The following is a 21,498-nucleotide window of genomic DNA, read 5'->3' on the forward strand; positions in this document are numbered from 1 at the left end:
TTGTATATGCTTCCGGAAATACGCAACTATGGTCAAGAAGTCACTTTAATAATGAATAGTGGTATTCAATTTCTTGATTTTGCACTAAAAATAGATTGGAAAAATAATCAATGGCGTAATAAATTAAATGGTTGTTTTATCGACCCTTCAGAAAGTGGCGCCCTCATTAGACTGATTGAAGATGTTGATAGTGGTAAATTTTTTGCTCCTGATAATCTATCTTTTGCTGTTACACCAACACAAGAAATTAGTGTTGATCAATCTTTGAAACTATATGATGGCATTTGGTTACCGATTCCGGTGTTAAGATCAATACCACCTGAACGTTTTGATAAAGGCCCTCATAATTGGAGTCGAGTCCGTATTGTTAGTATTCCTGAAGGGGCAGATCCGGATGGCAACACTCACCGTATCACCTTTGCGTTTGATACTAAGATTTTTGCTAATATGCAAGATGTTGCCTATCTTGCTCCAACCGACAACGATGTTAAAACTGGCTCGGTATTTAGCTTAGCTCATCGTTCCGATCAAGTTTCATGGTTTTTAGAACTTAAATGGATAACTAACTGGTTAATAGACTTATTCAAAGAACTAGCACCACAACCTGAACGTTTGAAATTGCATAAAGATGATATTAACCAAGAAATTAACAATAAAGTCTATTATGGTCATTATTTAAATATTATTAATTTACTAGCCGATTCATTACATATGCCCACCATTAAGATCGTTTCTAATAATAGAGATGATATTGTCAAATCAATTCCAGTGGATATGATTCTTGATGTGGGTAATTCCAGAACCTGCGGAATTTTGATTGAAGATCATGTTCAGGATAAAGATAGTTTAAATCGCCGATATGAGCTTGAAATCCGAGATTTGACGCAACCAGAGCACATTTATAACGAACCTTTTGAAAGCAGAGTAGAATTTGCGCAAACTTTTTTTGGTAAAGAACATTTTTCATTACAGAGTGGGCGCCGAGATACATTCCGTTGGCCAAGTATTGTTCGCGTGGGTAAAGAAGCCAGTCGTCTGGCTAGCCGACGAGAAGGCAATGAAGGTGCTACGGGGCTTTCTAGTCCAAAACGTTATCTATGGGATCAAGATAAATATGAACAAGGTTGGCGTTTTAATTCTCACTATGTAAAAAGTGATCATGAACCATTTGCAACTTCAGAACCTTTTTCCAGCTTAATTAACGAATATGGTGAAGCTTTGCATATTCTCAGTAATGATATTGCTGAAGAATATGATCGTAAAATGCCGGTCTTTCATCCTAAATATTCGCGTAGTTCTTTGATGACATTTATGTTATGCGAAGTATTAATGCATGCTTTAATGCAGATGAATAGTGTTGCTCAACGTAATAAACTTGAACACGCCAAAACACCACGTAATTTACGCTCGATTATTTTAACCATTCCACCGGCTATGCCTAAACCTGAGCAAGTTATATTTAAGTCGTGTGTATACCAAGCTATTGGACTTGTTTGGAAAAGTCTTGGTTGGGATAACTCGGATGATAATATTGATTTTAACAATCCGGAACAATTAAAAAGTGTTTGGCCTAATATTCCTGAGGTACATGTTCAATGGGATGAAGCAACTTGTGGTCAAGTTGTTTACCTGTTTAATGAAACCCAAAATAATTATAACGGTCGGTCAGAAGAGTTTATTGCTTCAATGGTACGTCCGGGTAAAACTAATAAGCAGAAATTAACAATTGCGACAGTGGATATTGGCGGTGGCACTACTGATTTAGTGATCAACGATTATGAACTTGATTATGGTGCAAGTAACCAAGTAAATAGCAGTAATGCTTATATTGTGCCAATACAACGTTTTCGAGATGGTTTTAAAGTTGCTGGTGATGATATTCTGCTTGATTTTATACAAGATACAGTGCTAACAGCATTAACTAATGGCTTAAAACAAGCAGGGCTGGCTGATCCTAATCCTATTTTATCTACAATTATTGGTTCGCAGCAGCTTTCAATTCAAGATGCAGTATTACGACAGCAGCTTACTTTACAATTATTCACACCGATTGGTTTACAGGTATTAAAAGAGTATGAACTTTATGATCCGCTACACGCGGAACAACATGTTAATAACGCGACTTTTAGAGAATTATTACAACATCATGTAATGACTGATAATGTGCTTAATTTTATTAATGAACCAATTAGACGCGCATTAAATAACCCAGAATTTTCAGTACTGGATTTGAATATTGAAATTAATCTAAAACGTATTCATCATTTGTTTATTCGCGGTGACTATTACAATATTTGTAAAACATTTGATGCCTTATCTGAGATTATTAGCTGTTATCAATGTGATGTGTTGTTATTAACCGGTAGGCCTTCACGGTTACCGGGTGTCCAAAGTTATTTCCGTTCCCGGTTATCAATGCCAGCTGGGCGCATTTTACCTTTGCATGGTTATTATACTGGTAGCTGGTACCCATTCCATAAACAGGAACGGATTGATGATCCAAAAACTACCGCAGCAGTTGGAGCAATGCTTTGTTTTTTAAGTAAGAACCTACGGTTACCTAATTTCTATTTTAGATCATCTAATATAAATTTATATTCAACTGTTAAATTTATTGGGTTGTTAGATAACCTAAATATGATAAAAAAAGAAAATGTCTATTATCGCGACATTGACTTAGACGATCCGGATTATGATTTCCCTGAGATTTCTTTTGAAATTAGGGGAACGACTAGACTTGGTTTTAAACAACTGGAAATTGAGCGATGGCCGGCATCACCAATTTACACAATTACTATTGAGAATAGTGAAGTAGCTAAAAGGCTTAGCGCTGATGGTGCTGTGCTTGAAGTTACATTAGGAATTAATAATAGGCAAAAATCTGTCGAAAGTTTTTATATTAAAAATGTCAGTGCCTCGGATGGTCGTTCATGTAGTAAAAATCAAGATATTAAACTCAATTTAAATACGATGGTTAATTCGGGCTTAATTAGTACGCAGTATTGGCTGGATAGTGGAATGATAAAACGATGAAAAATTTAAACGAACAACTTCCTAAATCTTGGGATCAGGTTTATCAAGCGTCAGCTAAAGCAATTACATGGGTGGAACAAACTCGCGCTTCATCAAAACGTTTACATAATGAGGCGGATGGTTTAATTCTTGAATTACGTCGATTACGCAATAGTGCAAAGCGATTAGGTGATGTATCAACTAAATCTGTGGCGGTAGGATTTTTTGGCTTATCACAAGCGGGTAAATCTTATCTTATCTCGGCATTAGCTGCTGGAGCCAATGGTAAACTTGAAACTGTTGTCGATAATGAAGTTTTAGATTTTATCGATCATGTTAACCCAGTTGGTAGTGGTAAAGAAGCAACTGGTTTGGTAACCCGCTTTAGTCGAATTGCCAAGGGAGGCATTGCTAACTATCCATTAGAGTTGAAATTATTCCAAGAAATTGAAATTGTTAAAATTCTTATTAATGCCTATTTTAAAGATTTCGATCAACAAAAAGTAACCAATAACATAGAGTTTTCACAACTAAACCAATTGATTCAACGATTAGAAAATAAAAAACAAGCGGATAAAACCGGTGGTATTACTGAAGATGATATTGTGGATCTTTATGATTACTTATCTGAAAATTTTGGTAATTCACTTGAAGGATTAAAAGGTGGTTATTGGGAAAAAGCCATACACTTACTACCTTACCTTTCGATTGTAGAGCGTGGCGAACTTTTAGCTGTTCTTTGGGGTGGAATTAGTGAACTGACAACCATTTACGTACAATTAGCCACTACTTTATCCAGTTTAAACCATGCTAATACCGTATATGCACCACTGACAGTATTAATTAAAGATAATAATGGTACTAAGTCACAAATTGACAGTATTATGAATGTGGATATTCTTGAACGGTTAAATACTGATCGCGATTCCTCTGTGACTATAACCCCACTTAATGGTGCCCCAACTTCTATATCTTTAGCACAATTGGCTTTTTTGACTGCAGAGTTAATTTTCCCATTAGTAAATAAAACTCGAGTCCCCACTTTTGAAAATGTCGATTTATTGGATTTTCCTGGTTATCGAGGTCGTTTAAATTTGATTTCTATTGCGGATGTTAAAGAGGGTAACCCTATTGCCCAACTTTTGTTGCGGGGTAAAGTCGCTTATCTTTTTGAAAAATACACCGATAGTCAAGAAATGAATGTTTTAGTTGTTTGCACCCCTTCAGATAAACAGTCCGATGTTAATGATGTTGGGCCTGTGCTTGAACGTTGGATAGACAAAACCCAAGGTGAAACAGCCGAAAAAAGAGCCACTAAAAAAGCGGGATTATTATGGGCAATTACGATGTTTGACAAGCGTATTGGCACATCATTAACACTGTCTGAAGATAATCTCAAAAACAGTTGGGGTAAAGGTGGTTTACTTCAACAGACTATATTGGAACGTTTTGGTAGTTATGATTGGTTAACCAATTGGTCGAATGACCGTAAATTCAACAATGTTTTTCTAGTACGTAAACCAGGATTTGATGTGCCGTTTTTAACGGTGGATCCTGCTACTCATCAAGAGCAATCTTATAATGATAGTTATCAGGAAAAGATGCTTATGCTGAAAAATACTTTTGTTCACAATGTGGACATTCAAGAGTATGTGAATGAACCTGAACTAACTTGGGATGCCATGTTAAAGTTGAATGATGGTGGAATAGGACGTATTAGTCAATATTTGGAACAAGTTGCTATTACCGAAGTAAAACAGCAACGTATTGTTGAGCAACTTAATGAGAAAATTGACTATATCATCAATATGCGTTTTGATACTTGGTATCAAGCTGATAGTGATGAAGAATTGGGCAAGAAAAAACAAATTATTGCTGATGTTATTAAAAAACTACAAGGTAAAGCTTTATTACTTGGTGAATTATTGAAAACGCTTGAATTACCAGAACAGACTGTTAGAGCTCTTTACCACTCAAACGAAGCAGATAGTGAGGTAGCCAAAGATAGCCAAGATGATAATATCGGTGATTTAACCAATGATTTTGGATTAAATACTGATTTTGAATTATTCTCGGATAATAATTCACCTTTAGATATTCAACCAGCTACTACTTTACCCACTGAATCAAAATTTGCTAAGACAGTATTTACTACATGGTTAGAGCATTTAAGAAATATTGTGTTGGATAAACATATAGTGCAATTTTTTGGTTTAGAACAAAAAACGCTATCTTTTGTAGTTGAAGAACTTATCACTGCTGCCAATCGTTTAAAACTGGAAACCAATTTAAGCGAACGAATTTTAAAAAATGAAAATACGGGTAATAAACGTGATGATCTTGAGTCTCGCCAACTTAGTACCATTCATACTTTGTTAGCTGATTTTATTGCATGGCTCGGTTTTATCCAAGGGCAAGTAAGCGATATACCAATGAGTCGGGTTAATCAAGGTAAGCCAATATTTTCTTCGCCAGTAAGCGAGTTTACTAATCAATCATCGCACCCGTTACCAAAATTGGATGATAAAACCAAGAATTATTCTCAATATGCCATATTTGATTGGTTTATTGCTTTTGCTATCTTGGCTCAAGAAAATGTTGGTCATCATGCCGGACGTGAAATAAGTCAGGAACAAAATAGTCAACTAGGTGAGATTTTAAATACGTTTAAACAGTCTCAGATAAATTAAAGTAGTCTGAAAATGATTGATTAGATTATTAAAAATAAAATAGTGGGGGTGGCGCCCTATAGATAATTACCTTTCTTATAAGTGTTAATGGAATGGTACATAGGTATAAATATAGAGGATATCATGGCATTACGAATTGAATTAGATGGCTATAAACCAGGGATAGCTAAGTTTTTGGCTCAAAAGTGGGATGGTAGTTCTGATATTGATATGCTTATCCAACGCAATCAAGATGGTTATTATTTATTAGGTCTAAAACAATGGAGCCCTGAAAAAACTTGGCACCCCGTTACTAATTTAATGGTTGATAACCAGCAATTAACCGGAGAAGTTAGTGAGTGGTTAGTTGATTCGTTATTATCCCAAGATAATTCTGTCAGATTTTTTATCCAGATACGGGATCGACAAAATGAAAACTATATTGATGGTGGTGTAGCCAATATTACTGAGTCAGTATTAGCATCTTCTGCATTAGATAATTCTTCGTCATCGATTGATAATAATCAAGTTGAAACAGAATCAGAACCAGAATTATCGGTTGAACAGGCCATTAATTCACCACAAGACGAACCTATTACTGAGCAGGAAGTTAAACCCGAACCCACTTTGCCTGATGAGCCACAGGCAACAGAATCGACAATTAAGTCAGAAATTAGTGAACCAATAAAATCTAAAAGTAAGTTGGGGTTAATAATCACTATTGTGGTTATTCTATTACTATTAGTGGGAATAGGTATCGCTACATGGTACTTTTTATTTTCCCGTAATCAACAAAAAGACACTTCTTCAGTACAAATCGATAGCCAATGTAGCTTAAATAATGCTACAGGAGATGATTTAAGTTTTATTCAACAATGTTTGCAAACAAAACCTGATGCGGATGCAATTATTCAATTAATAAATGAAGCTAAAAAAACAGACAAATGTAATATCGCTCAGCGTTTATATGCTAATCAAGCACAGCAAAATGCCAAAATTGCTATGCTTTATGCCAAAGAGTATGACGATAAGTATTATCAAGAGAATAATTGTTTTAAAGCTGATAAAGAAACAGCTATTTATTGGTATGAAACTTCTTTAACTCATGATGCTAATAATTCATTAGTTAAAGAACGGTTATCTGAGTTACAAAAATAGTTAGGAATAGCATATGAAAAAATCAGTGATCTCAAATATAGTTATCGCAGTAAGTTTAATTAGTCTTCCTTGGATTAGTTTTGCGGCTGAGCCGCTTAAACAAGCAGGTAAATCAACACTATATCAGCGTATTCTTAGCACACCAACCTGTGAGTTAAAAAAAAATATTACTGATACAACCGGTACGTCTGTAGCTGCTTTTTCGCGTTTTTATGTTTATGAACGTAAAAATGATAATAACCAAGAATGGCTTAATGTTGGGCCTGATTCTTATGGAAAAACTGTTGGCTGGCTTAATGATTCGTGTGCTATTCCTTGGAATATGCAAATGACACTGGTATTTACTAATCCAGTTGATCGTGATCCATTGTTATTTTTTAAAGATAAAGCATCGTTAACTAATATTATTGATGCCAGCCAACCAGAATCTTTGTTAAAACCTATTCGAGATGCTTTAAAAGCAGATAAACCAACAGCAGAAATCCTTGCTCAAGAACCTAAAGAATATGTAGATTTTAAAAATAACTTTTATTTATTGCCTATTTTACAAGGTGAAGAGGTAATGAATGGGCAAGGATTTTATGAACGAGTTTTAGAGATTGCTTCTGTAAGTAAGCAAGATACACTGATTAAAAAGAATAGCAAATCAACCGATCCAAATACCGCTGATAAAAATGCTAACCAAGTTGCACCATTTAAAGCTGCTATTGTGTTTGTAATTGATTCGACCATTTCTATGGATCCTTATATTTCACGAACTAAAGAAGCAGTTGAACGTGTTTATCAACATATTGAAAAAGAGAAGTTACAAGAACAAGTAAGATTCGGCCTGATATCTTTCCGTTCCAGTCTAAAAGCATCGGATAAACTTGAATATGTCACTAAGGTGTTTGCCGATCCTAACCAAGTTAACACTAAAGAAGATTTTAAAAAGTTAAGTGCATCCCTAAAACAGGCTAGTGTTTCGACAGCTTATTTTGCTGAAGATTCTTATGCTGGAATTTCGCAAGCATTAAATGATATTAATTGGAATAACTTTGGTGCACGTTACATGATATTAATTACCGATGCTAGTGCAATTCCTGGTGATGATAAACTTTCTAGTACTGGTATGGATGCTGCGCAACTCCGATTAGAAGCACAACATAAAGGTGTGGCCATTTATGCTTTACATTTAAAAACGCCAAGTGGTGAGAAAGATCATCAAGTTGCTGCAACCCAATATTCTGACTTAACTTATAATGATTTCATTCATAAGTCATTATATTACCCTGTTAATGCTGGTGATGTGAATGAGTTTGGTAAGAAAGTTGATTCATTAGCAAAAGCATTATCTGAGCAAGTTAAACTTGCCTATCAAGGCGAGGCATCAGTTGGTAATGTACTTAATGCCAAAGATGATAATTCAGATATGTTAAAAGATGCTTTGTTATTAAGTAAAGCAATGCAATTGGCTTACCTAGGTGATACCAAAGGGACTAAAGCACCAACAGTTTTCAAAGCATGGATTGCAGATAAAGATTTTATTAAACCAACTATTCCTACAGCTGAACCTCGGATTTTATTAACTAAATCTCAACTAAGTGATTTGAGCGATGTAGTAAGTAAAATCGCTAATGCAGCTAATGATGGTTTGATTTCTGCCGATAATATGTTTTCACAATTGCGTTCTGTTGCCGCTGCTATGGGGCAAGATCCAAGCAAATTAAAATCAGATTCCGTGACCAAAATTGCTGACTTAGGCTTGCTTGGTGAATATTTGGATAATATTCCATATAAAAGTGATGTAACTGGCCTTGATCAAGATACATGGAAAAGTATGAGTGGGCTTGAACAAGAAAAATTTATTCGTAATTTAAATAGTAAAATCCGCTATTATCAAAAATGTAATGCGGATGTGGATCGTTGGATTTCGTTAGCTGAAGGAAGTGATCCACGTGAAAATGTTTATCCTATTCCTTTAGAAATGTTACCGTAAAACCAATGTTAACCATAAAGCAACTGGCAATTTCACGTTTTACCGGTAAATCTTTGTTTAAGGTTTGCCTGCCAGAACTGATGGTTAAAGCTGGTGAAGTTGTAGTCATTAAAGGCGATAGTGGCAGTGGTAAAAGTACTCTTTTAGAAATGATTGGTATGATCCTCAAACCAGATGAGATAGATTGTTATAATCTCATTGTTGATGATCAATATATAAATATTGCTTCACTTATTAATGACGATAACATTGATCAACAGGCTAAAATTAGAGCTCATTATTGCGGATTTATGTTGCAAACTGGTGGTTTACTCCCATTTCTGAGCATACGCGATAACATTTTATTGCCATTTGAGTTGTTAAAACAAAAAATTGATTATGTGCGCTTTGACTATTTGGTGGACAAATTAAGTATTTCTCATTTATTAAGTAAATACCCTAAACAGTTATCTATTGGCGAAAGGCAACGCGCCTCTTTTATTCGCTCAATTATTCATAAACCAGCTTTACTATTAGCGGATGAACCTACTTCAGCTCTTGATCCATATAATGCCAACTTACTGTTTGATTTAATTATACAACAAGCACAACAAGATAATATCGCCGCGATAATTGTTACTCATGATTGGCAACGTATTGCCGATAAAGGGTTATTCACCTTATCAGCTAATTTAGCTTCTCCACAATCATCAGTATTTTTACCACTACAAGTTAAGGTAGGTAACGATGATTAATGTTATAGTAAAATGGCGGCTTATTACACGGTTATCTTTAGCTGATTTATGGTATGACAAAAAAGTTTCATTTTGTATTATTGCTGCAGTTATATCGGTAATTACACCATTATTACTGTTACTTAGTTTAAAATATGGTGTGGTTTCACAACTGCGTCAGCAATTACTTAGTGATCCACAAAATTTAGAAATTAAAATAGTTGGTAATTTACAACTTGATAATGCTAAGTTAGCTTGGATAAAAAAACAGTCGGAAACAGCTTTTGTTATTCCCCTTACGCGTTCATTAAATACTCAAGCAGATTTAATTAATGATTCCAGTCATTTTGTTAATAATGCAGAGATTATTCCGACTGACTCCCATGACGACCCTATCACTCAAACCCTCCCTTCTCTTGATAGTAACAATCAAATTTTATTAAGTGCACTCGCCGCCGAAAAAATGCAAACAACTATTGGTAGTCGGGTGAAAATGGTTATTACACGACAACTTGATGGTAAACTTGAGAAGGGAATAACTCAATTAGAAGTAAAAGGTATTATACCGGAAAGTCGTTATAGCCGTACCGCAGCTTTTGTTACATTAGATTTGCTTATTGAGATGGAAAATTTTTATGACGGTTATCAAAGCGAAGTTTTTCAAACCGCGACCGGTCAACTGCATCCACCTAAGCATACTTCATTTGCTCGAGCAAGAATTTATGCTAACTCATTAGATGATGTTGCTCCATTATCTTTCAAATTACGTGAACAACATATTGAAACTCGAACACAGGCAAATGCAATTGAAAATATGCAAGCAATTGATCGAGTACTTACTTTTATTTTTAGTGTTATTGCTATTACAGCTATTTTTGGATGTATTTTGTCATTTACAGGATCTTTTTTATCTAATATTGAACGTAAGCGTAAAGATATTGCTTTTATGCGCTTGATTGGTTTTCAGTCGCAAGAAATTATGCTGTACTTAATTACTCAAGCTATGATTTTGAGCTGTTTAGCGTTTGTTATATCTTGTTTATTATTTTTATTAGGGAATTATGTATTTAATATGGTTTTAGGTAAAAATTTAGTTTCACAACCGATCGTAAGTCAATTACAATTTTATCATCTTACTATCGCATTTTTACTGACCTTATTTATTTCAAGTATAGTAGTGATTATAGGAGGGCGGCGTGCTGTTAAAATTCAACCAGCAGAGAGTTTGCGGGAAGTATAATCAGATAAAATATATTTTTTGCGGTTTGCTAATAAGTCTATTGCCAATATTAAGCTATGCTGAACCTTGGGATAGTAAATTTTATAACCCAAAACCAGCCAAAGATGATGTTATTTTACCTATGCCTTGTGATGGTAGTTTGGTAATGAAAAAGGTTTTTACACCAACTAGTAAACCTTTAGATGACGTTAAAGTGGTGTTAGGTAGTAATCAAAAAGAGTTAGGTTTTGCTGAGTATGCAACCCCTAACTATATTTCAGGCAGTTTTTCTGATGCTGGGAATGAACGATATTTCCTAATTGGTAAATATGAACTGACAATACTGCAGTATCAAGCAGTAATGAATGACACTTGTCCAACAGCAAAAATTACACTTTCTTTCCCTATGACAGATGTAAGTTGGTTTGATGCTGTTGCATTTACTGATAAATATAATCATTGGTTAATAGAAAATCAGTCAAAAATTAAAGCAAATAGCCTACCTAAAGGTTATGTGCGTTTACCTAATAATACTGAATGGGAGTATGCAGCTCGAGGTGGATCTAAAGTGACCGAATCAGAATTTCGGGAGGCACGTTTCCCAATGGTTAATACTGTAGAAAATTATGCATGGTTTTCGGGAGCAAAATCGGCAAATGGGAAATTACAGCTAATTGGAAAACTTGAACCTAATCCACTTGATCTCTACGATATTTTGGGTAATGCCAGTGAAATGTTATTTGATTCTTTTCGAATGAATAAGCTTGATCGTTATCATGGCCAACTTGGTGGCATTACAGTCCGTGGAGGCAGTTATTTAACTCCAGAATCGGCAACTAACTCGTCTTTTCGTACTGAAAAGCCTTTTTACGATGATAAAGGTGCATACAAAAGTAAGGATGTTGGATTCCGTGTGCTTTATACTACAGAAATAATGAATTCTAATGATCTTATTAAAGAGTTAGATAAAGAATGGAATGCTCTTGGTGGTGATGCGGGATCTTCAAAGAATGGCAGTGTTGTTAATGAACTAGAAAAAATAACTAAACAAGTAGAAGATGAAAAAACTAAAAAAGAATTAAATCAATTAAATACTTTGTTACGCAGTGCAAATCAGGCTCGTGATGAACAGCGCGATCGTTCTATTCAATCCGCTTTGCAATTAGGTGCTTTTTTATGTGCTAATGTTTCAGATCTTAATAGTAAGTATGAATACAATAATAATTTATATAATACGATGACTAATGAAGTTTGTGATGTCAAAGAATCTGAAAATGTGGATAATAATAATATGTGCTCAAAAGCAAAATTAAATAATTTAAAACAAGTACTGGATGATTCAAAAAATGCACGAGATTTTATTTTAAAATATTATTCAGATACTATTGTTAACACTGCATCAAATTATGAAAAAAGTACCATTAATGACCAAGCAAAAGCAACACAATTTATTCTCGAAAGCAGTGGCAAAGCGAATATGAGTGATTATTTAAAACTCTATTTTAAACATATTAATCAATATATTGAATCAGGAAATATTGAAAGAACAATTTGGCTAAAAACTTGTAATGAAGTGAAAGGAAATAAATAATGAATAAAATTATGCTAATAATAACACTATGTGTGTCACTAGTACTAACGGGTTGTCAATCTTCATCTGGTGTTAATACTAAAGATGTTGATCCTACATTAACTAAAAGTAATTCCGCTCAATTTTTTAGTAAATCAGCGTGGCAATCTTGTGCTATTGGTGCTGGTGTAGGAGGTGTTGGTTGTCTTTTATTAGGTGGTAAACCTGGGGCATGTGTTGCATCGGCGGCAGTGGGTTGCGGTGTAATGATGGGAGCAAACTACTATCTTGATTCAAAACGTGCTGAATATGCAAATGAAGAGATGCGTATTGATGCTTATATTCAAGATGTTCAAAAAAATACACTAGAAGTACAAGCGGTAACGCAAACAGCTAAAGGTGTATTGGATAAAAATTTAGCTACACTTAAAGTTTTAAACCAACAAATCAAAAATTCTACTGTAAATACTAAACAAGCTCAAAATGATTTGACTCAAATTGATGCTAATATCGCTTACTTAACTGATAAATTATCCCGTATGAAAGAGGTTGAAAAAGATTGGGTTTCAGTTTCAGCTAAAGAAAGGCAATCAGGGGTTAATGTATCGAAATTAGATAAAGAAATTAATCAATTAAATAAACAAATAGCAGGACTAGAAAAACAAATTGATCTTGTAACTCAACAACGTTCAGCAGTAAGGGTGGGCTAATTATGAAAAAAAGATATCTTATTTTACTCTGTCCGCTAATTTTATTAGTAGGTTGTTCAACAACTCCTGAGCAGTGTGATCCAACTAATACTAATATAGGGATTATGGATAAGATTAGTTGTAATTATTCAGGAAATTACCAAGCTAGAATTGACCAGAAAAAGCAGATTTTAGACAATGAAAAAAGAGCTAATCAACAGTTTAAAGAGATTTATGCAACCATAGAAAAACAAAAAAATGATACGTCATTAAGTGTTAAACAAAAACAGGCTCAGATGCAAAAATTAAAAACAGATTTGACTAAGTTAACTAATGAAGTGAAACAAAAAGCTAAAGGTCGCGATGATTTACAAGCTCAAGTTAATGATATTGAACAGCAACTTAAAAAAGTCAATACATCAAATGGTTCTGAGATTGAAAAACAAGTTGAGTTAGATAAGTTAAATAAAAAACTCCAACAATTACAAAAAGCATTAAATATATAGAACTGTTGCAGTAGGGAAATATGTTTTAGTGAAAACATAGAGTTTGATATTAAGGGAAACGCTAACTATGCAACGCATAACAAGAATTATGTTTGATCCTAATAATTCAGACAAGATGTCTTTGTTGGATCAATATAATTTCTTGTTATTTTTTTTAAAGCCGCATTTAACCGAACGAGCTTTTTCTATTTTGCCAATACCAAAATTGATCGATAACAATCAATATGTTGGTTGGTATACCCACCTTGAAGGACAACCCATTTTACTGAGCAGTATAACCGATGAAGCTCGTAAAAATCAGATTGAAAACACACTTAAAACGCGTATTAATGATATTGAAATAACTGTTAATTCAATACCATTAACAGGTGAACAACAAAAGTTAGTTTTGTTTTGGTTACCCAGAATTAAAAGTTTAGGTAACCAAATTTATGTTATCAATGATGATCCAGTAATCGTAAATTCTTTCGAAGAACCTATATTACCTAAACCAGCTATAGCACCACTAGTTACTCATTCTAAAACTCTGTGGCGTTGGTGGCATTTTTTATTGTTAGCTTTATTATTAATTGTATTTTTGAGCTTACTTGGCTTGCTTTGGTATTTCTTTAGTTCAAATGAAAAAGAAAAAGTATCTGATTCCTTACCTATAGGAAACCAGCCAGTAACAGAAATAAAACCTGATCCTATAGCGGTTATTGAAAAACCAGAAGAAGCAAAAGCAGTTGCAACAACAGAACCAAATTTACCACCACCACTAACTCAAGAACCTAAGCCAAAAGTCATCAATTTGCCTAATTGTATTAGTAAGGAAGAGATTATTAAAAATCCCAATCCATCAAAAATGGTACTTATATTTGATAATTCCTTATCAATGATTGCTACAATAGCTGAATCTCCATCTAAAGTTAGACAGTATTTCGAGTACTTAGGTTATGGTTATCCAGCTTATATGTCAAAACAAGAAATAGTTGCGTATGAAAAAAGGATGACTCGTTTACCAAGCCGTTTATCAGCAAGTAAGCAGGTCGCATTATCCAGTATCGATAAAATACAGCAAGATATAGATATTTCACTGGTTACGCTCTCGAGTTGCCCACGTGCTGGGGCAACTTCATTTTTTAGTTATCCAAATCGAGGTACACTAAAAAATAAAATTAATCAACTTCAACCTATTAATGCCGAATATTTTAGTTATGCCAACCGTAATGTTCTAAAAAGCAAAGTTAATGTACCTAATAATTCAGCACAATCGGGAACACCACTTTATAGTGGCTTAGAAAAAGCGAATAAAATGCTTGATGGGGTAACACATGATGATTATATTCTTATTATTAGCGATGGCGAAGATACTTGCATAAAGAAAAATATTTGTACTTTAGCTAAATCTATAGCAACACAAAAACCACGCTTAAAAATTAATATTATAGATATAGCTGGTGAACATAAAATTGATTGTGTAGCTAAAATGACCAACGGAAAGGTTTATATAGCTCAAAATCCAAAAGATATGATTAAGCAGATGAATAATGCAGTTTCAGATCTAAAGATTAGCCGACCTTTGTGTCAATGAGTTAGCAAAATAACAAGTTATTTAGTAAGATAATTTTGCGATGAAGTTTAATTTTTTAAGCAATTATAAACATTAAATATTTAAGAAAGGAAGTTAAGAATGCAACGGATAACGCGGATTGTATTAGATAATAATGATTTAAATAAAATGTCTTTATTGGATCAATATAATTTCTTGTTATCTTTTTTAAAGCCGCATTTAACCGAACGAACTTTTTCTATTTTGCCAATACCAAAATTGATCGATAACAATCAATATGTTGGTTGGTATACCCACCTTGAAGGCCAGCCTGTTTTATTAAGTAGTTTAACCGATGAAGTGCGTAAAAAGCAGATAGAAGAGACACTTAAAACACGAATTAATGATATAGAAATGACCATTAATTCAATCCCATTAACTAGTGAACAACAAAAATTGATCGTGTCATGGTTACCCAGAATTAAAAGTTTAGGTAACCAAATTTATGTTATTAATGATGACCCAGTCATTGTAAATTCTTTTGAAGAACCGGTGTTACCTAAACCAGCTATAGTGCCACCAGTCACTACTTCAAAGACTTTGTGGCGCTGGTGGCATTTTTTGTTGATAGCTTTATTATTAATTGGATTTTTGAGTTTACTAGGTTTGCTTTGGTATTTATTTGGTCCTTCTGCAAAAGAAAAAGCATCTAATCCATTGCCTGAGGTAGTTCAACCAGTAGAAGAAAAGAAACCTGAAATTGTTCAAACTATAGAACCACCAAAAGAACAAAAAGTGGAACCGGTTGTTACCGAAGAACCAAAGGTTGAACCAGATGTTGTTGCTGTAACCGAACCGAAAATAGAACCAAAACCGGTCCCAGCCCCCAAAGAGGATCCAAAACCAAAAGTTAAGAATCCACCTAACTGTATCCCAAAACAGGAGATTATAAATAATCCAAATCCATCCAAGATGGTGTTAGTATTTGACAATTCGTTATCTATGAATGTAACTCTTTTAGAACCTCCATCAGAAATTGAAAAATATTTTCTTTACCATTTTGAAATTGGTAGTTATCCAAATTATATGTCTAGACAGGATATAACTGAATTTGAAAATAGAATGACTCGTTTACCCACTCGTTTGTCAACAAGTAAAAAAGTTGCATTATCAAGTATTGATAAAATACAGCAAAATGTAGATATTTCTCTTGTTACGCTATCAACTTGTCCTGTGGCTGATACTACACCATTTTATAATTATGCTAATCGAGGTAAATTAAAAAGTAAAATTAATGGATTAATTCCAATTGATTCTTCTAAATCTGGAACAGCACTTTATAGTGGGATTGAAAAAGCTAGTGGAATGCTGGATGGGGTAAAACGTGATGATTATATTCTGGTTATTAGTGATGGTGAGGATACTTGTGCAAAGAAAAATATTTGTACATTAGTTAATTATATTGCAGCACAAAAGCCAAAGTTAAAAATTAATATCGTGGATATAGCTGGAGAACATAAAATTGATTGTGTGGCTAATATGACTGGTGGCAAAGTTTATATTGCTCAGACTCCAAACGATATGATTAAACAGATGAATAAGGCCGTTTCTGATATGAAATTAAATAGACCAGTTTGTAAATAATACTTATCTATCTAAAATCGTTTATTTAGTTTAATAAGTGTTAGATTTATTAATACAACCAGACAAAAATCTGGTTGTTTTATTTTAATTAGTACAATTTCTAATAGTTTTTTAAAAATCTAAATTAGCTGCTTTTAGGGCATTCTCTTCAATGAATAAACGTCGAGGTTCAACTTCATCACCCATTAGCGTAGTGAACAATTGATCTGCCTCAATGGCATCTTTAATTGAAACTTGTAACATGCGGCGACTAGTAGGATCCATAGTTGTTTCCCATAATTGTTCTGGATTCATTTCACCCAAACCTTTATAGCGTTGAATAGTTAGTCCACGACGCGATTCTTTGATTAACCAATCCACAGCTTCTTCGAAAGAACTTATTGGTTGATTGCGCTCGCCTCGTTTGATATAGGCTCCTTCTTCAAGTAGATCTTGTAATTGCGCCCCCAAATGACAAATATTACGATATTCATTGCTATGAATAAATACTTGATCTAACGCATAATTAGTATCAACACCATGAGTTCTAACTTTAATAACCGGTATATACAATTGAGATTTTTCATTAAATTCGGCAGAATAACGATAGCTGCTACCGTGTTGTTCTTTGTTGGATAACTTCTCAACAATGGTTCTAGCCCAATTTTCAGCTTGTTGTTTATTCTTTAATATATTTTCATCTAATACATTTTGATAAACCAATTCAGACAGTAAAGCTTTAGGATAGCGACGTTCCATTTTTGTAATGAGTTTTTCAACTTTTTGATATTCAGCAATGAGCTTTTCTAAAGCTTGGCCTGCTAGTGCTGGTGCATGATTATTTACATGTAATGATGCATCTTCGAGCGCTAAAGCTATTTGAAATTGTGTCATGGCATCATCATCTTTAATATATTGTTCTTGTTTGCCTTTTTTAACTTTGTATAGAGGTGGTTGAGCAATGTAAACATATCCACGTTCGATTATTTCGGGCATTTGGCGATAAAAGAAGGTCAAAAGTAAAGTTCGAATATGCGATCCATCGACATCGGCATCGGTCATGATAATGATACTATGATAACGCATCTTATCTGGATTATATTCATCTCGACCTATTCCACAACCTAATGCAGTAATGAGAGTCGCAACTTCTTGTGAAGATAGCATCTTATCAAAACGAGCTTTTTCAACATTTAAAATCTTACCTTTAAGTGGTAGAATTGCTTGATTTCTACGGTTGCGCCCTTGTTTAGCCGAACCTCCCGCAGAGTCCCCTTCCACTAGATAAAGTTCAGATAAAGCCGGATCTTTCTCTTGGCAATCGGAAAGTTTACCAGGTAATCCACCTAAATCTAAAGCACCTTTACGGCGAGTCATCTCCCGAGCTTTTCGTGCTGCTTCACGCGCTCTAGCTGCATCAATTATTTTACCAACAACAATTTTGGCGTCGCTAGGATTTTCAAGTAAATATTCGGTTAATTTTTCACCCATTACCGATTCAACAGCGGCTTTTACTTCTGATGAAACTAATTTATCTTTGGTTTGTGATGAAAACTTAGGATCCGGCACTTTAACTGATACCACAGCAATTAGACCTTCACGGGCATCATCACCTGTCGCACTTATTTTAGCTTTTTTGCTATAACCTTCACTTTCCATATAATTATTTAAAGTACGTGTCATAGCACCCCTAAATCCAGCTAAGTGGGTACCACCATCTCTTTGCGGGATATTATTAGTAAAGCAATAGATGTTTTCTTGATAACCATCATTCCATTGCAATGCCACTTCAACCCCAATATTGTCTTTTTCAGTACTAAAATAGAATATTTTTGGGTGAATTGGGTTTTTGTTTTTATTTAAATATTCAACAAAGGCTTGAATACCACCTTCATAGTGATAATGTTCACTTTTCCCTATGCGTTCATCAATTAATTTAATGGAAACACCAGAATTTAAAAAAGAAAGTTCGCGTAAGCGTTTAGCTAATATTTCATATACAAATTCGATATTGGTAAATGTTTGTGGGCTAGGCCAAAAACGAACATAAGTACCCGATTCAGTAGTTTCGTCGATAACTTTCAAAGGTTCTTCTGGAACACCTAAATGATAAATTTGTTTGTGTATTTTTCCATCCCGGTAAATAACTAATTCTAATTTATCTGATAGAGCATTAACCACAGAAACCCCAACCCCATGTAAACCACCAGATACTTTATAAGAATTATCATCAAATTTACCACCAGCATGAAGTACAGTCATAATAACTTCTGCAGCAGAAATGCCTTCTTCTTTGTGTATACCTGTTGGGATCCCACGACCATCGTCGCGCACAGAAACAGAATTGTCCGGGTGTATAGTTACTTCTATATGGCTACAATAACCAGCTAATGCTTCGTCGATGGCATTATCAACCACTTCAAAAACCATATGATGAAGTCCAGTCCCATCATCAGTATCACCAATATACATACCAGGACGTTTCCGTACGGCATCAAGACCTTTAAGCACTTTTATGCTAGATGAATCATAAGAATTAGACATGAATTTCTCGACTTATTTAATTTTATTTATCATTTTGTATAATTAGGAAATTATACCAGATTTTATGTAAAAAATCTTATCATTTTCATCAATAATCTGGGTAATTTGGTCTTGGCTGACTGCAGTAATGAAAACTTGCGATTGAGCAGATTTTAATCGTTGTGATAACAAGTTACGTTTAAGGTGATCTAATTCAGATGCAAAGTCATCAATTAAGTAAATACATGATTGCTTCGTTTGTTTAGAGTAGTATTCACCTTGCGATAACCGTAATGCACACATTAATAATTTAAGTTGTCCTCGAGATAATAAATCTTCAACAGGTATATTATCGATACGTAATTTGATGTCAGCCTTATGTGGTCCAGAGGAAGTGTAGTTTATTAGTTTGTCACGCTCATATTGTTTATATAATATTTCTGTGTAATCAATATCGTGATCCCACCCCTGATAATATAAACAATTAAGCTGATATTCGGGAAGAAAATCCTGACTTGTGCGTATAATTTCAGGAAAAATGTGTTGGGTATAATCTGCCCTTATTTGGCTAATCTTTTGTGCTATAGGAGCTAGTTCTTTGTCCCATGGCAACAATTGATTATAGCTATTTGATTGTTTTAATAATGCATTGCGTTGTTTAAATAAGCGCTTTAGATTATTCCAAAGATAAACAAATTCAGGATAATGGTGAAAGCAACCCCAATCAATAAACGCTCGTCGGTATTTTGGGCCACCTGTGAGTAAATCAAAACCTTCTGGTGTAATTAATTGAATTGGCAATAATTTTGCCAAATCAGTTAATCGAAAACCTTCATCACCATCTATCTTTATTTTATTATCATTATTACGTGTTTTTGCTAGACCAATTGAACGCGTTTGGTGATTAGATGATTCAATTTCACTATATAAAACTAATTCAGATTGATCATGTTGAATTATGCGATTTGATTGAATATGCCTAAATGATCTACCATGCCCTAGCATGTAGATAGCTTCAAGAAGGCTAGTTTTTCCACTACCATTATTACCAACAATAAAGTTAAATTCGGGGGATAAAATTAATTCAGCATAATCAATATTACGAAAATGATGAATTTTGATTTTTGAAAGAGTCATAGCCTTGATATAAATTGTCCGGCCGAGGCCGGAATATATAATTTGATTAAATTATAGTCGCATTGGCATAACAACATAAGTAGCAGATTGATCATTGATATCTTCAATTTGCACACTTGAAGTGGCATCTGTTAATAGTAGTTGAACACTATCACATTTTAATGTGTTTAATATATCTAATAGATAGGTTACATTAAAACCAATTTCCAACCCAGATGATTCATATTTTACATCAATAACTTCTTCAGCTTCTTCTTGTTCCGGATTGTTTGCAGTAATTTTTATTTGATTATTGTGAACATAAAGTCTTATTCCTCGAAATTTCTCATTTGATAAAATTGCCACCCGTGAGAGTGCATTTCTTAATTCTTCACAAGATACTTCAAGTGGTTTGTCCGGGTTTCTAGGTAGTACTCGTTTATAATCAGGAAATCGACCATCGATAAGTTTAGAAGTAAAGGTGAAATCGGCAAGACTTACACGCAAATTATTGTTACCGACTTGTACGTGGATTGGTTCATCACTATCGTTAACCAATTTAGCCAGTTCGATCACTCCTTTTCTTGGTAAAATGACCGAACAGGATGTAGGAACATCTTGACCAATTGGCTGTGCACAAACGGCCAATCGATGCCCATCAGTGGCCACTGTTTTTAATAAACCGTCGTCAATTTCGAATAACATTCCATTTAAATAATATCTTACATCTTGATTTGCCATGGAAAATTGAACTGCATCAATAAGTCGTTTGATGGTTTTTTGTGAAATTGAAAAATTAATATCGCTTTGCCAATTTTCTAAATTAGGAAAATCACTTGCAGGTAAAGTTGCTAAAGAAAATTTACTCCTACCTGATTGAATTATTAATCGGTTATCATCAACGGTTATCGAAATTTGGGCATTATTGGGAAGGTTTCGACAAATATCAAGAAATTTCCTAGCAGGTACCGTTGTTGCTCCAGATTCATTTTCGTCAATAAGAGGCAAATGAGAAATCATTTCTATTTCGAGATCTGTCCCAGTCATTGATAAAGTGTTATCACTAACTTGTAGTAATAAATTGCCTAAAATTGGTAATGTCGGACGACTGCCTAAAGGTGCACTAACAAGTTGTAATGGTTTAATAAGTTTTTCGCGATCAATAATAAATTTCATAATGTCGATTCTTTT

Annotated in this window: 14 protein-coding genes; 11 read left to right on the forward strand and 3 right to left on the reverse strand. The window is 34.1% G+C overall.

Going from position 1 to position 21,498, the window contains the following annotated elements; translation table 11 throughout:
* Positions 1 to 6: 6 nt before the first annotated feature.
* From A9G13_RS09075 to A9G13_RS09125, 11 genes are all read left to right on the forward strand, one after another.
* Positions 7 to 3,033: a virulence factor SrfB gene (locus tag A9G13_RS09075; protein WP_065557292.1), complete on the forward strand. Its 3,027-nt coding sequence runs from the start codon at positions 7 to 9 to the stop codon at positions 3,031 to 3,033.
* Positions 3,030 to 5,702 carry a putative virulence factor gene (locus A9G13_RS09080; protein WP_065557293.1) on the forward strand — a complete coding sequence of 891 codons (2,673 nt, stop codon included), beginning with the start codon at positions 3,030 to 3,032 and terminating at the stop codon, positions 5,700 to 5,702. Before A9G13_RS09075 ends, A9G13_RS09080 begins: the two co-directional genes overlap by 4 nt.
* Before the next feature lie 123 nt (positions 5,703 to 5,825).
* Complete coding sequence (locus A9G13_RS09085; RefSeq protein WP_065557294.1) at positions 5,826 to 6,839, forward strand: hypothetical protein; 1,014 nt, start codon at positions 5,826 to 5,828, stop codon at positions 6,837 to 6,839.
* A 13-nt stretch (positions 6,840 to 6,852) separates the two neighbouring features.
* On the forward strand, positions 6,853 to 8,817 hold the full coding sequence (locus A9G13_RS09090; protein WP_065557295.1) for a vWA domain-containing protein: 1,965 nt from the start codon (positions 6,853 to 6,855) through the stop codon (positions 8,815 to 8,817).
* A gap of 5 nt (positions 8,818 to 8,822) precedes the next feature.
* On the forward strand, positions 8,823 to 9,551 hold the full coding sequence (locus tag A9G13_RS09095; protein WP_065557296.1) for an ABC transporter ATP-binding protein: 729 nt from the start codon (positions 8,823 to 8,825) through the stop codon (positions 9,549 to 9,551).
* Entirely contained in the window at positions 9,544 to 10,770 is a 1,227-nt protein-coding gene (locus A9G13_RS09100) for an ABC transporter permease (RefSeq protein ID WP_065557297.1), read from the forward strand. Before A9G13_RS09095 ends, A9G13_RS09100 begins: the two co-directional genes overlap by 8 nt.
* A 40-nt stretch (positions 10,771 to 10,810) precedes the next feature.
* Positions 10,811 to 12,340 carry an SUMF1/EgtB/PvdO family nonheme iron enzyme gene (locus A9G13_RS09105; protein WP_218059220.1) on the forward strand — a complete coding sequence of 510 codons (1,530 nt, stop codon included), beginning with the start codon at positions 10,811 to 10,813 and terminating at the stop codon, positions 12,338 to 12,340.
* The gene (locus A9G13_RS09110; protein WP_065557298.1) at positions 12,340 to 13,029 is read left to right on the forward strand and encodes a hypothetical protein; all 690 of its coding nucleotides are present in this window, start codon (positions 12,340 to 12,342) and stop codon (positions 13,027 to 13,029) included. Before A9G13_RS09105 ends, A9G13_RS09110 begins: the two co-directional genes overlap by 1 nt.
* 2 nt (positions 13,030 to 13,031) lie before the next feature.
* On the forward strand, positions 13,032 to 13,514 hold the full coding sequence (locus A9G13_RS09115) for a hypothetical protein (RefSeq protein WP_065557299.1): 483 nt from the start codon (positions 13,032 to 13,034) through the stop codon (positions 13,512 to 13,514).
* A gap of 67 nt (positions 13,515 to 13,581) precedes the next feature.
* Positions 13,582 to 15,087 (forward strand): hypothetical protein, encoded by a 1,506-nt coding sequence (locus A9G13_RS09120; RefSeq protein WP_065557300.1) that lies wholly within the window; start codon positions 13,582 to 13,584, stop codon positions 15,085 to 15,087.
* A 99-nt stretch (positions 15,088 to 15,186) separates the two neighbouring features.
* Positions 15,187 to 16,689 carry a hypothetical protein gene (locus A9G13_RS09125; RefSeq protein ID WP_065557301.1) on the forward strand — a complete coding sequence of 501 codons (1,503 nt, stop codon included), beginning with the start codon at positions 15,187 to 15,189 and terminating at the stop codon, positions 16,687 to 16,689.
* A gap of 111 nt (positions 16,690 to 16,800) precedes the next feature.
* Here the strand turns inward: A9G13_RS09125 and gyrB are convergent, their stop codons facing one another.
* From gyrB to dnaN, 3 genes are read right to left on the reverse strand one after another with little or no spacing between them, the layout of a single operon-like run.
* Positions 16,801 to 19,212, reverse strand: coding sequence for a DNA topoisomerase (ATP-hydrolyzing) subunit B (gene gyrB, locus A9G13_RS09130; RefSeq protein WP_065557302.1), 2,412 nt, complete (start codon positions 19,210 to 19,212; stop codon positions 16,801 to 16,803).
* A 42-nt stretch (positions 19,213 to 19,254) separates the two neighbouring features.
* Complete coding sequence (gene recF, locus A9G13_RS09135) at positions 19,255 to 20,328, reverse strand: DNA replication/repair protein RecF (protein WP_065557303.1); 1,074 nt, start codon at positions 20,326 to 20,328, stop codon at positions 19,255 to 19,257.
* 51 nt (positions 20,329 to 20,379) lie between these two features.
* Complete coding sequence (gene dnaN, locus A9G13_RS09140) at positions 20,380 to 21,483, reverse strand: DNA polymerase III subunit beta (protein WP_065557304.1); 1,104 nt, start codon at positions 21,481 to 21,483, stop codon at positions 20,380 to 20,382.
* Positions 21,484 to 21,498 lie beyond the last annotated feature (15 nt).

Origin of the sequence: Gilliamella sp. wkB178, from assembly GCF_001690705.1 — a bacterium.
Classification (GTDB): domain Bacteria; phylum Pseudomonadota; class Gammaproteobacteria; order Enterobacterales; family Orbaceae; genus Gilliamella; species Gilliamella apicola_K.

Coding starts and splice junctions, on each gene's coding strand:
- A9G13_RS09110 (WP_065557298.1), top strand. CDS start 12,340: ATGAATAAAATTATGCTAATAATAACACTATGTGTGTCACTAGTACTA.
- A9G13_RS09120 (WP_065557300.1), top strand. CDS start 13,582: ATGCAACGCATAACAAGAATTATGTTTGATCCTAATAATTCAGACAAG.
- A9G13_RS09085 (WP_065557294.1), top strand. CDS start 5,826: ATGGCATTACGAATTGAATTAGATGGCTATAAACCAGGGATAGCTAAG.
- gyrB (WP_065557302.1), bottom strand. CDS start 19,212: ATGTCTAATTCTTATGATTCATCTAGCATAAAAGTGCTTAAAGGTCTT.
- A9G13_RS09080 (WP_065557293.1), top strand. CDS start 3,030: ATGAAAAATTTAAACGAACAACTTCCTAAATCTTGGGATCAGGTTTAT.
- A9G13_RS09090 (WP_065557295.1), top strand. CDS start 6,853: ATGAAAAAATCAGTGATCTCAAATATAGTTATCGCAGTAAGTTTAATT.
- recF (WP_065557303.1), bottom strand. CDS start 20,328: ATGACTCTTTCAAAAATCAAAATTCATCATTTTCGTAATATTGATTAT.
- A9G13_RS09075 (WP_065557292.1), top strand. CDS start 7: ATGCTTCCGGAAATACGCAACTATGGTCAAGAAGTCACTTTAATAATG.
- A9G13_RS09125 (WP_065557301.1), top strand. CDS start 15,187: ATGCAACGGATAACGCGGATTGTATTAGATAATAATGATTTAAATAAA.
- A9G13_RS09100 (WP_065557297.1), top strand. CDS start 9,544: ATGATTAATGTTATAGTAAAATGGCGGCTTATTACACGGTTATCTTTA.
- A9G13_RS09115 (WP_065557299.1), top strand. CDS start 13,032: ATGAAAAAAAGATATCTTATTTTACTCTGTCCGCTAATTTTATTAGTA.
- dnaN (WP_065557304.1), bottom strand. CDS start 21,483: ATGAAATTTATTATTGATCGCGAAAAACTTATTAAACCATTACAACTT.
- A9G13_RS09095 (WP_065557296.1), top strand. CDS start 8,823: ATGTTAACCATAAAGCAACTGGCAATTTCACGTTTTACCGGTAAATCT.